The sequence below is a fragment of the Haloarcula argentinensis DSM 12282 genome (genome assembly GCA_000336895.1).
Classification (GTDB): Archaea; Halobacteriota; Halobacteria; order Halobacteriales; family Haloarculaceae; genus Haloarcula; species Haloarcula argentinensis.
On the sequence record AOLX01000022.1, the window covers coordinates 173,644 to 185,646 of the forward strand.

At 63.9% G+C, this 12,003-nt stretch carries 13 protein-coding genes; 9 read left to right on the forward strand and 4 right to left on the reverse strand.

Features of this window, described 5'->3' with window-relative positions:
* The first annotated feature begins 105 nt into the window (after window positions 1–105).
* From C443_RS12785 to leuS, 4 genes are all read left to right on the forward strand, one after another.
* Window positions 106–1,662, forward strand: a complete 1,557-nt coding sequence (locus C443_RS12785; RefSeq protein WP_005536851.1) for an ABC transporter ATP-binding protein — start codon at window positions 106–108, stop codon at window positions 1,660–1,662.
* Entirely contained in the window at window positions 1,659–2,939 is a 1,281-nt protein-coding gene (locus C443_RS12790) for an ABC transporter permease (RefSeq protein WP_005536853.1), read from the forward strand. Before C443_RS12785 ends, C443_RS12790 begins: the two co-directional genes overlap by 4 nt.
* A gap of 10 nt (window positions 2,940–2,949) precedes the next feature.
* Entirely contained in the window at window positions 2,950–3,996 is a 1,047-nt protein-coding gene (locus C443_RS12795; RefSeq protein ID WP_005536855.1) for an ABC transporter permease, read from the forward strand.
* Between the two features lie 136 nt (window positions 3,997–4,132).
* Window positions 4,133–6,811, forward strand: coding sequence for a leucine--tRNA ligase (gene leuS / locus C443_RS12800; RefSeq protein ID WP_005536856.1), 2,679 nt, complete (start codon window positions 4,133–4,135; stop codon window positions 6,809–6,811).
* Here the strand turns inward: leuS and C443_RS12805 are convergent, their stop codons facing one another.
* Window positions 6,812–7,261, reverse strand: coding sequence for a GIY-YIG nuclease family protein (locus C443_RS12805; protein ID WP_005536858.1), 450 nt, complete (start codon window positions 7,259–7,261; stop codon window positions 6,812–6,814).
* An 8-nt stretch (window positions 7,262–7,269) separates the two neighbouring features.
* On the reverse strand, window positions 7,270–7,560 hold the full coding sequence (locus C443_RS12810) for a hypothetical protein (RefSeq protein ID WP_005536860.1): 291 nt from the start codon (window positions 7,558–7,560) through the stop codon (window positions 7,270–7,272).
* Window positions 7,561–7,652: 92 nt separating this feature from the next.
* On the opposite strand from C443_RS12810, the gene C443_RS12815 reads away from it, so the two are divergent.
* The 5 genes from C443_RS12815 (at window position 7,653) to C443_RS12830 (ending at window position 10,790) form a co-directional block, all read left to right on the forward strand.
* Window positions 7,653–8,285, forward strand: coding sequence for a rhomboid family intramembrane serine protease (locus C443_RS12815; protein ID WP_005536861.1), 633 nt, complete (start codon window positions 7,653–7,655; stop codon window positions 8,283–8,285).
* A 92-nt stretch (window positions 8,286–8,377) separates the two neighbouring features.
* Window positions 8,378–9,823 (forward strand): lamin tail domain-containing protein, encoded by a 1,446-nt coding sequence (locus tag C443_RS12820; protein WP_005536862.1) that lies wholly within the window; start codon window positions 8,378–8,380, stop codon window positions 9,821–9,823.
* Window positions 9,823–10,107 carry a DUF3006 domain-containing protein gene (locus tag C443_RS12825; protein ID WP_005536863.1) on the forward strand — a complete coding sequence of 95 codons (285 nt, stop codon included), beginning with the start codon at window positions 9,823–9,825 and terminating at the stop codon, window positions 10,105–10,107. Before C443_RS12820 ends, C443_RS12825 begins: the two co-directional genes overlap by 1 nt.
* Window positions 10,108–10,167: 60 nt before the next feature.
* Window positions 10,168–10,335 (forward strand): DUF7837 family putative zinc-binding protein, encoded by a 168-nt coding sequence (locus tag C443_RS21755; RefSeq protein WP_005536864.1) that lies wholly within the window; start codon window positions 10,168–10,170, stop codon window positions 10,333–10,335.
* A 149-nt stretch (window positions 10,336–10,484) separates the two neighbouring features.
* Complete coding sequence (locus C443_RS12830) at window positions 10,485–10,790, forward strand: hypothetical protein (protein ID WP_311241322.1); 306 nt, start codon at window positions 10,485–10,487, stop codon at window positions 10,788–10,790.
* A gap of 96 nt (window positions 10,791–10,886) precedes the next feature.
* Here C443_RS12830 and C443_RS12835 read toward each other — a convergent pair whose 3' ends face one another.
* Window positions 10,887–11,624, reverse strand: coding sequence for a ribonuclease H-like domain-containing protein (locus C443_RS12835; protein WP_005536866.1), 738 nt, complete (start codon window positions 11,622–11,624; stop codon window positions 10,887–10,889).
* A 79-nt stretch (window positions 11,625–11,703) separates the two neighbouring features.
* Entirely contained in the window at window positions 11,704–11,868 is a 165-nt protein-coding gene (locus C443_RS21480) for a hypothetical protein (RefSeq protein WP_160163353.1), read from the reverse strand.
* Window positions 11,869–12,003 lie beyond the last annotated feature (135 nt).

The following is a 12,003-nucleotide window of genomic DNA, read 5'->3' on the forward strand; positions in this document are numbered from 1 at the left end:
AACAATCCGTCTGAGTCACCGCGACCACACACGCAGTTGCCGCATATTTTTGCCAGACATGTGGAACCGTGAAGTTAAAACACCGGGACGGTAACGGCTCAGAGTATGGAACAGGCCGTCCACCTCGATGGTATTACAAAGCGGTTTCCGGGGGTAGTCGCGAATGACGACGTCGATCTGGCGGTCGAGAAGGGGACGGTTCACGCACTGCTCGGCGAGAACGGTGCGGGCAAAACCACCCTGATGAACGTCCTCTACGGGCTCTACCAGCCCACCGAGGGGACGGTCAACGTGCACGGCGAGACACAGCAGTTCGACTCGCCGCGCGACGCCATCGACGAGGGTGTCGGTATGATCCACCAGCACTTCATGCTGGTCGATCCGATGACCGTCACCGAAAACATCACGCTTGGGAACGAGCCCCGCAAGTGGCTTGGACTCACAGTCGACAGCGAACAGTCCCGCAAACAGGTCCGTGAACTGTCCGAGCGGTACGGGTTCGACGTGGACCCCGACGCCCGCATCGAAGACGTCGGTGTCGGCGTCCAGCAGCGAGTCGAGATCCTCAAAGCGCTCTACCGCGGCGCGGATGTCCTGATTCTGGACGAACCGACAGCAGTGCTCACGCCACAGGAAGTCGAGGACCTCTTTCGCGTCCTCGAAGAGCTGACCGACCAGGGCAAGACGATTATCTTCATCACGCACAAGCTCGGCGAGGCGATGGAAGCTGCCGACGAAATCACGGTCCTGCGCGAGGGGAAAAACGTCGGGACGGTGCCAGCCGACGACATCACTCGGGAAGAACTGGCCGAGATGATGGTCGGTCGGGAGGTACTACTGGACCTCGACCGGGACCCAGCCGAGCCGGGCCGATCTATCCTCGACGTCGAGGATCTCGTCGTGGAGGACGACCGGGGCGTCCGTGCGGTCGACGGGATTTCGCTCGAGGTCCGGGCCGGCGAGGTACTCGGCATCGCTGGCGTCGATGGGAACGGACAGTCGGAACTGGTCGAGGCAATCACCGGGCTCCAGATGCCTGACGAGGGAACGATCACGTACGACGATGTCGACCGGACCACCGACAGCCGCCGGGAACGCATCGAGGCCGGGCTGGCCTACATCCCGGAAGACCGACAGGAGCGGGGACTGGTGATGGACTTCGACCTCGTCGAGAACGGCCTGCTGGGGAGCCAGCACGCGGCCGACTACACCTCGAAGGGGCGTATCGACTGGAACCACACGCGCGACCACGCGGAAGAGATAATCGAAGAGTACGACGTTCGGCCGCCGGATGCCGACGCCCACGCCAAGTCCCTCTCCGGGGGGAACCAGCAGAAGTTCGTCGTCGGCCGGGAGTTCGCCCGGGACCCGCGTCTCGTCGTCGCCTCCCACCCCACCCGCGGCGTGGACGTCGGGTCGATGGAGTTCATCCACGATCAGATCAACGCGCTCCGCGAAGCGGGCCGGGCCGTGTTGCTCATCTCCTCGAACCTCGACGAGGTCCAGTCGCTCTCGGACCGTCTCGCTGTCGTCTACGAGGGCGAGATCGTCGACATCGTCGACCCCGAGCGCGTGACCGAGGAACAGCTCGGACTGCTGATGGCCGGGCAGCAACCTGACGCCGTCCCGACCATTGCGGCGGACGGGGAGGGCCACCAATGAGCGATAGCGACCCGTCGCGGAACGGCGACGATCCGCCGGCACCGGACTCGGACGACCGGTGGTCACAGTATCGACAGCGACTCATCAGACTGGGTCAGACCTCGGTCGGCGAGCGGATTCTCATCGCCGTCTCGGCGCTGTTGCTCTCTATCGTCGTCGGAACGGTCATCGTCACCGCCGCGGGACTGATGGCGACGTGTCGGTCACCGGTACTCACTTTCGGTTCCACAACGCTGTGTTACGACCCGTTCTACGTGTTTAACCGGCTGTTCCTCGGCGCGCTGGGCGATCCATTCGCCGGCGGCTGGTCGCCGCTGAACGCGCAGTTCGCGGCGACGCTACGCGAGACGACGATACTGGTGTTTACCGGGCTTTCGGTAGCCTTAGCGTTCCGTGCTGGCATCTTCAACATTGGGACACAGGGCCAGCTCATCATCGGTGCGCTGGCGGCCGCATTGACGGTGCTATGGGCCGGCTCGCTAGTCTCTGGGACGATCGCACTCGTCCTGTTTATTCCGCTCGGGCTGCTCGCTGGCGCGATCGGCGGCGGCCTCTACGGTGCGATACCCGGTGCGTTGAAAGCCTACGCCGACGCGAATGAGGTCATTACAACTATCATGCTCAACTTTGTCGCTGTTCGGGTAACGCTGTATCTCGTCCGAAACCACTTCGCTGACCCGACGAGCCAGGCGACACAGACCCGAACACTGCCCGTTGAGGGGCAGTTCCCCTCGATACTGTTCGACCCGCGGACGGACTTCTCCCTGCTCGCACTCCTGATTGCGCTCGTGTTCGTCGGCGGCGTCTACTACTTGCTCGAACACACGGCCTTCGGCTACGACCTGCGGACCGCCGGTATCCAGCCCGCGGCCGCGGAGTACGGCGGTGTCGACTCAGCCCGGACCATCCTGAAGTCGCTGACGCTGTCGGGCGCGCTCGGCGGTATCGGCGGGGCCGTGTTCGTGATGATGACGCTCGGGAAGTTCCAGACTGGCATTCCGAGCTACGGCTTCGACGGGATCACCGTCTCCATCCTCGCCGGCAACAACCCGATCGGGGCTGTCTTCGCCGCGCTGCTCTTTGGCGTCCTCAAGTCCGGCTCGAACGTGGTGGCGTTCGCGACCAACGTGCCGCCACAGCTGGTCGGCGTCCTCCGTGGCCTGATCATTCTGTTCGTCGCGATGCCGGAGTTCTTCCGTATCATCGGCCGGCGGCTCGCAGCACGCGAGCCGGACAGTCCGGCCGCCGCGACCGCGGGAGGTGGTGCTGATGACTAACGACAGCGCTATGGATCGACTCTTATCGGCGTCAGGCCGGCTGTTCATCGCCGCCGCGGCGTTTCTCACACTGGCCGTCCTTGCCGGATTCGGACTTCTCGCACCGGCATCGACCCCCGGACAGATATTCTGGGTGCTGGCCTCGAAATCGACGCTGTCCTCGACGCTGCGGCTCTCGGTCCCGATCGTGCTGGCCGCGCTGGGTGGCATCTTTGCCGAAAAAAGCGGCATCATCAACATCGGACTCGAGGGCCTGCTCATCATCTCGGCCTTCGCAGCTATCTTCGGAGCCGACGCCACCGGTTCGCTGTGGCTCGGGTTCCTCATCGGCATCGTCGCGTCGACGCTGCTCGCTGCCGTGTTCGCCGTCGTCTGTATCGAGTTCCGCGCCGACCAGATCATCGCCGGTCTGGCCGTCTGGCTCATCGCGCTCGGCCTCGCGCCGTTCGCCTCACAGGTGTTCTACGGCGGGCCAAACACCAGTAACGTCGGCACCTTCGATACGATAACAGTCCCGGCGCTGGCCGACATCCCGTTCTTCGGCGCGCTGTTCGACGCCTCGCCCGCGGTGTACATCATGTTCCTCGCCGTGGCGGCGTCGTGGTACGTGCTGAACCGCACCACCTTCGGCCGCTGGGTCCGGGCCGCCGGCGAGAACCCGAAGGCGCTGGACACCGCCGGCGTTGACGTGTCCCGCGTCCGCTACGCCGCCGTGCTCCTCTCCGGCGTCCTCTCGGGGATGGGCGGGGCCGCGCTGGCGATCAACATCGGCCAGTTCACCGGCAACGGGCCGACGATGGTCAACGGAAAGGGGTTCATCGCCATCGTCGCCTACCTGTTCGGCAACTACAACCCGGTCGGCGCGTTGCTGTCGACCACGCTGTTTGCCGGCCTTGATGCCGTCCAGCTGCGTCTCCAGACGGCCGATGTCATCGCCGTCCCCGATTCGCTGGTCCAGACGATTCCGTTCGTCGCCGTCATCGTCGTGCTCGCGCTGGTGGGCAAGACCCGACTGCCCGAAGCCGCCGGCGAGCACTACGAGTCCGGCGAGGAATGAACTAGGAACAACTTTCTCTGGACTTGTTTCTGCCCGCAGCACTTGATCGAATGCGAACAGGAGCAGTCCAATCGGGACCAGCCGACCTCCCTAGCCGAACACTCATGTGCGCGGCAAGCACAGGACGAGGTAGCAAATGTCGCGCCGATATGACCACGCCCGGGTTCAAGAGTACTGGCAGCAGGCCTGGGAGCGAGACGGAGTCTTCGAATGCCCCACTGACGCCGACGATCCGACGTACGTGCTGGGGATGTTCCCCTATACCTCCGGCTCGTTGCACATGGGACACATCCGGAACTACGCCATCACTGATGCGTATGCCCGATATCGGCGGATGGCTGGCGACGATGTGCTCCACCCGATGGGCTGGGACGCCTTCGGCCTGCCGGCGGAGAACGCGGCCTACGAGCGGGACACGGACCCCGAGTCTTGGACCCGGACGTGTATCGACCAGATGAAAGACGACCTCCGGGAGATGGGCTTTGGGTACGACTGGTCCCGGGAAATCACCACCTGTGACCCCGAATACTATCAGTGGAACCAGTGGCTGTTCACCCAGTTCTACGACGAGGGACTGGTCGACTACGGCGCGGCGACGGTGAACTGGTGTCCTGACTGTGAGACAGTGCTTGCTGACGCACAGGTCGAAACGCCGCCGGAGGCCGACGAAGCCGAGACGACCGCCAACACCGGCCATAGCCATACCCACGGCGGCGGCGTCTGCTGGCGCTGTGGAACAGCTGTCGAGCAGCGCGACCTCGACCAGTGGTTTTTGGCCATCACCGACTACGCCGAGGAGCTGTATCACGGGCTGGACGACCTGGAGGAGTGGCCCGACGGCGTTCGGGACAGCCAGCGAAACTGGATCGGTCGACAAGAGGGCGCTCGCGTCTCGTTTACGATCGGCTACGACGACCACGACGTCGTCGAGGCGTTCACGACGCGACTCGACACGGTGTACGGTGCGACGTATCTGGCGCTGTCGCCGGGCCACGACCTCGCGCGAACACTGGCCGACGAGGACGATGATATCGCCGAGTACGTGGAGTCAGTGGCGAATACTGACGATGCCGGGATGAGCGGAATCGAGACGGACCTCACCGCGACCCACCCGTACACCGGCGAGGAACTGCCGGTGTACGTTGCCGCGTACGTTCTGGACGACGTGGGCACGGGCGCGGTGATGGGCGTGCCGGCCCACAACGAACAGGACCACGCCTTCGCCGACGAACACGACCTGCCCGTCGAGCAGGCTGTCGAACCGGTCGACGGCAGCGGAACGGACCTGCCACACGCACCCTACACCGGCGACGGGATGCTCACGGACAGCGGCGAGTACGACGGCCTCGCCAGTTCCGCCGCCCGCGAGCGCCTGCGCGAGCACGAGGCCGCCGAATCCGCGGTGACCTACCGCCTGCGGGACTGGCTCATCTCGCGGCAGCGCTACTGGGGGACGCCGATCCCCATTGTCCACTGCGACGACTGCGGTCACGTCCCGGTTCCCGAGGAAGAGCTCCCGGTGGAACTGCCCGACTACGTCCAGACGACCGGCAATCCCCTCGATGCGGCCGACGAGTGGAAGCAGACAACCTGTCCTGACTGTGGGGCCGACGCCGTCCGCGAAACGGACACGATGGACACCTTCGTGGATTCCTCGTGGTACTTCCTGCGCTACCTGTCGCCGCACTTCGAATCAGCGCCCTTCGATCAGGCGACCGCCGACGAGTGGCTCCCGGTGGACGTGTACGTCGGCGGCGAGGAACACGCCGTCCTCCACCTCCTTTATATACGCTTCTTCACCCGTGCCTTGTCGGACATCGGTCTGCTGGACCGGGAAGAACCGGTCGAGCGGCTCATCAATCAGGGGACGGTGCTTCACAGCGGCGAGAAGATGTCCAAATCGAAAGGCAACGATATCGCGCCCCACGAGTACGGGGCCGAGACGACGCGGCTGTTCGTCCTCTCGGCGGCCCACCCCTCGCAGGACTTCGAGTGGACCGTGAAGGATGTCTCGACAGCCTACGACTTCCAGCAGACGCTGTATCGCCTTGTCACGGAATACACCGACCGAACGGAGACACGGACCGAGAGCACCGATCACGACGCGTACTTGGAGCGGGAAATCGACCGGACAATCGCGGCTGTCACCGAGGAGTACGACCGCTTTCGCTTCCATCGCGTCATCGGCGAGATACAGCGCTTCGCCCGGCTACTGGGGCGTTATGCGGGCTACGACCAACCCTACCAGTTCGCCTACGGCCGGGGTCTGCGGGTGCTCGCCGGCTTAGTCGCACCTATCGCGCCGTTCCTCGCCGAGGAGATGTGGCAACTGCTCGACGAGGATGGCCTCGTCGCCGAGAGCCGGTGGCCGGAGCCGCTCCGGGACGTGGATGACTATCGCATTGAGCGGCAGGTCGTCCGGCGGACGCTCGACGACGTGCGCGAGATCACGGAGGTCGTCGACATCGACGAACCGAACGAGATCGAACTCGTCGTCGCCGCCGACTGGAAGTACCGGGCCTACGAGATCGCCCGCGAGTCGGACCCTGACGACGCCATCGTCGGCGAGATCATGGCTGACGAAGAAATCAAGCAGCACGGTGATACAGCCGCCGAGTTCGCCGACCGACTGGCCGACCGCGGGGCAGGACTCGAACCGATTATCGCCGGCGAGCGCGAACTCGACACACTCCAGCAGGCCGCGTGGCTGTTCGAAGACGAGTTCGGCTGTGACGTCGTCGTCCGGCGGGCCGCACCCGACGACGACCTCGCGGCCAAAGCCCGACCGAACAAGCCCGCGATTCACATCTCCTGACTACTCGGTCGCGGCTGCTGTCCCCTCTCGGGCAGCCTCGTGGGCATCGGTCACCGCACCGACCAGTTTCTCCCGCTGTTCGTGGTGTATCAGGTGTGAGCGACAGTCACAGTCCGAGCAGCCGAAGGCGTCGATACCCTCGAACCCCGCCGCTGTCGGCCCGTCGATCCGCTTGGCGACAGCGCATTCGATGTCAGCCTCAGTCGTGACAACCCGGTCGACGGTCGTCGCTGCGTCGCCGAGCAGGTAGTCGATGTGCCAGTGCCGGGTGTCGTTATCGCCGGCGGCGACCGCGCGGTGGCGGTCGATACGGCCGAAGCCGCCGCTACCCAGCGCGCTCCCGGTGTAGGCGTACCAGCCTGCCGGGAACGTGATTTCACCAAGCGCGCCGACCGTAATCGGTCCGCTGGTGTCCCGTTCAAGTACCAGCGTATAGGTTCCGCCGGGCATACGCCCATTCAGGTCCCGATGTCCGGGTCGGCGGCAAGTTCGCCGAACCCGTCTATACGGAACGCTCGGGAGTCGGTGCAGTCCTCGTTCTCGGCGGCGAGTTCGCCGACGAGCCAGTTGAACCGGCGCTGAAATCCGTCGTAGGGCGCGGCCGCGAGCAGGTCGGTGATGCGGTCGCTTGTCAGGTCCTCGTCGTACTCCTCGGAAAAGTCGGCGATGTTCTCGGCGGCTGCCTGTGCGATTTCGTCGTCGGTCTCGTCGGCGAACGCCGCGGTGAGGGCGTTGGTCAGTTCGGACATATGCGACGCAACGCCACGCTGCCACGTATGCGTTCTGCAACGGTTCGGGGTGTCCGAGCGTTTCTTGTATCGAGGGCGACAATATCGGCACGATGAAGCCGTTGCGACAAAGCCCGACCGTGGTCACGCTGGCCGTCATCGGTGCTGTGTTCCTCGCACAGCAGGCCGTCGGCGTGGTGACTGCCTCGCGGAGCCTGTTCGCCCTCTCCCCGCCGCTGTTCAGTCGCCCCTGGACGCTCGTCACCAACGTGTACGCACATGCTGGCCTGCCCCACCTCCTCGCAAACGCCATCGGGCTGGCGCTCGCTGGCGTCGTCCTCGAGCGCCAGACGTCGCCGCTCCGGTTCCACGCCTTCTTCATCTCGACCGGCGCACTTGCCGGGGTTTCGCAGGTTTCGATAGCCAGCCTCGTCGGCCCGTTCGTGCCTGGAATGGTCAGCCACGTCTCCGTGCTCGGAGCCAGCGGCGCGGTGTTTTCCCTTTTCGGGTATCTGCTTGCCGCCAACCGTCTGACCGACACCGTCATCGGCGGGTTCGAACTCGCGCCGCGCGTCCAGCTGGTTCTCGCCGGCGTCGTCGCCGCCGTGATCACGCTTGCCACCGCGAACCCTGGTGTCGCGCTTATCGCACACTTTACCGGCCTTCTGTTGGGGTTTCTTGCCGGCCGCGTCCACCTGCTGCGGCCGACGGACTCGCCGCAGACGCCTGAGGCCACGAACTACTGAGCGTCGCTCCTTCTCGAAAATAGCTCCGTCGTCTCTCAATGGCACGTAACTGGTAAGTGGTACCAAATGGCTTGAGCGTGTAAGTAGGGAAGATGGGACGGAGTCGCAGCGTCGAGTCCTTAGCAGTCGCGGCGTTACTGGTACTCGCTGGCTGTGGCGGCTTCGTGGCGAACGGGGTGGACAGCAGTGCGGATCAACCGACCGCCACTGGGACGGCGGCGGACACCCCCTCGCCGGACGCAGCGAACGGGACGCTAGAGGTCCACTTCATCAACGTCGGCCAGTCGGTGGCGACCCTGTTGGTCAGTCCCGACAACGAGACGATGCTCATCGACTCTGGGGACTTCACCGACGACGGCGAGTACGTCCTGCAGTATCTCGACCGACAGGGCATCGACCGCATCGACCACTTCGTCGTCTCGCACAACGATGCCGACCACATCGGCGGTAACGCGGCCGTCATCAGGCACTACGAGTCCGAGGAAAACGGTGTTGGTGTGGTCTACGACCCTGGTATCGCCGCGAGCACGCAGACCTACGAGCGATACCTCGACGCCGTCGAAGTCCACAACGTGACGCTGTACGAGACGCGCGAGGGCGACCGGATCAGGTTCTCCGGTGTCGAGACGACCGTACTCGGCCCGCCGGAGCCGTACCTCGAAAACAGGGCCCGAAACGAGAACAGCATCGTCCTCCGGATTGAGCACGGCGAAACGAGCTTCCTCTTTACCGGCGATGCGGAGGACGATCAGGAGGCATATCTCGTCGATACCTACGGCGCGGCGCTCAGGTCCACTGTACTAAAAGCCGGGCACCACGGCAGCGCGTCGAGCACGAGCAGGTCGCTGCTGGACGCCGCCAGCCCCCGGACGGTCGTGGTATCAAGCGCCTACGACTCACAGTACGGCCACCCGAACAACGAGACCCTTCAGCGGCTCGCGGCGCGCTCGGTTCCGACGTACTGGACCGCCACCCACGGGGATACCGTCCTGACCAGCAACGGGACCGCCGTGACTGTCGGCACGCAGCGGGCAGCGCCGACGGACCCGCTGTCACTGCGATCCGGCGACCCGATCGAGCCGGGTACGACCGAACCGGTTACCCAGCGAGCGACCTACCTGCCCCGCTCGTCCCCACGGACTGATACGCCGGCCGCGACCGACACGCCAGCCGTGACCGACGGTGGAACGCCCACTGAGAACACGAGTGGCGACCTGATCATCGACCGGGTCCACGCCGATGCGGCGGGCGACGATTGGGACAACCTCAACGACGAGTACGTCGTGTTCCGGAACGCGGGCGCGGAGCCGCTGGACATGGGCGGCTGGACGGTCAGCGACGAAGCCGACCACACCTACACCGTCCCCGACGGATTCACGCTCGACCCGGACGAGACCGTGACCCTCCACACCGGCAGCGGTACCGACACGGACACCGATCTTTACTGGGGGTCGGAGCGTCCGATATGGAACAACGGCGGCGACACTGTGACCGTGATCGATGCCAACAACGAGACCGTACTGGAACGGAGTTACTGATGCTACCTGACGGAACCTACACCGCTATCGTCGATCGAATCGAGGACGGGATCGCCACGCTGGAAGTACGCACCGAGGATGGACTGTCCGCTCTCGACATTGCGGCCGCCGAACTGCCGGCCAATGCGCGGACGGCCGACGTGGTTCTGGAGATCACCGTTGCGGACTCGGCGCTCGCGGATGTAAGCCCTGAACCGGAGGAAACCGCCGATCGGGCGAGCGAGGCCCAGCGCCGGTTCGACCGGTTATCGAAGCGGCCGCCGCAGGACGACGACGACACCTGAGACTGCTGCACACTCCGTAGGTGGTTGGTAACAATATGTCCTGAGTGTGTAGCTCCGTGTATGTGGGAGAGTAACATAGAAACGGCAGACCCACCGTTGGGGAAGTGTCCGGCCTGTGACGTGACGATTCCCGCAGCGAACCTCGTTATCGCGTACGACATGGTCGGTGACTGGCCGCGGATGCTCGCTACGTGTCCGGATTGTGAGGACGCCGTGAACCCAGTGTGATGCCTCTCGGAACAGACATGACAATATCTGAGAACGTGAATACACATAGACACGCTGGCGCAGTCGCCTATCTGTGTAGCGACCACGGATTAGGTGCGGTATACTGTTGATTCAACCAATGATACCGAGGCCAGATAGGGGGAGTGACGGTGGGGTCATCGAACAGCGATAGCCCGCCGCTTCCGCACCAGAGCGACGCTGACAGACTGCGACCAACGGACCTCAGTCGATATCTCGATACGCTCGTGTTTGCGGTTCGCGGGATCTGGACCGTGACGCTCACCAGTGTCCGACCGTTTGCGTTCTGGGCAGCGGTCATATTGCCGTTGGTGTATCTGCCCTCGCTCTACGGCGTCGGGACGGGGCAGGATACGGCGCTGTTCCTCGACCTCGTCGCTTGGCACATGGCTTCTATCGTCCTCGGACACGGGCACACGCCATTCTGGAGTCGATAGCTCGGCGATCCTCCCGCTCACACTCTAGGGATATCCACCCCTGTCACAGTTCCACTTGAAACAATGGGGGTGTGGTGACGGTTCTCGTCCCTAGAATCAGCTAACGAAAATCTGTTCATCAAGCCGCTCGGTGGCTGTCTCGGCCAGCGTCTTGAGGTTCACTGTGTCCTCTCGGTTGTACGACACCAGTGTTTCGAGTGCACCGTCTCGCCCTTGCTCGTGTTCCCGCCAGAGTCGCACCGCGTCCCGGCCCGAAATGTCCGGCCGATCCCGCTCGATACCGATATCTTGCTCGACCTGCTTGAGCCCGCCGGAGAGTCCGATCTTCTTGCAGGTGTACATCAGGTCCAGATGCGGGCGGTCGAGGTCGACATCGAAGTTCGCTTCGAGGAAGGGGACGTCGAAGCGCTTGCCGTTAAACGTCACCAGCAGGTCCGCGCCGTCGAACGCGGCTCGAAGGTTCTCTGTGGTCAGGTCGTCGTCGGCGATGAGCGTCTGTGTTTCGCCGTCCTGATGGAGGCTTACCGTTGTGACCTGATTGCGGTCCTGGTCGAGTCCAGTCGTCTCGATGTCGAAGAAACAGGCCCGCTCGCGGAAGGTTTCATATAGCCGCCAGCGCTCGCTGTTGGGGAACGTGTGATCGAAGTATGTAACGTCGGTCTCAGCGATCCGTTCGCGCCCTTCGTCGATGAATTGCTGGATGCGGTCGCCACGCTGGCCGCCGACGACGGCCGGTTCGAACTCGTCCCAGTGGGTGACACCCTGTTCCCAGATGGACCGCTCGGTCTTCTCTCCGACGCCGTCGGTTCCGATGAAACTGTTCTCGACGCGCACGCTCTCGGGTAGAGGGTGGGTTATATGTAAGCCCGTCGGTGCCAGTGACAGGTAGTCAGTGAGTCACGTCCCGCCTGTCCTACCGCCCACACATCGGAAGGATAGTGTCGTACACGGAACGACTCTCCAGCGACACGACGACCGTGCTGTCGCAGTTGTCACACGCCGCTCGCGACTGGTCGAAGGTCTGCTCACAGAACGGGCAGACGAATTGAGAGGTGCCGCGGGGGTGAAGTTTGGACATACCGACACAATGTGACCTGCCGTCGAATACTCGTCCGCTATGTGCATACGACGGCCGTAGTGCTGCCGCTATCTGTATAGGGTGTTCGACGAGATGGGCGGGGTGGGGTTCGTCGTCACTTTGATTAAACGTTCA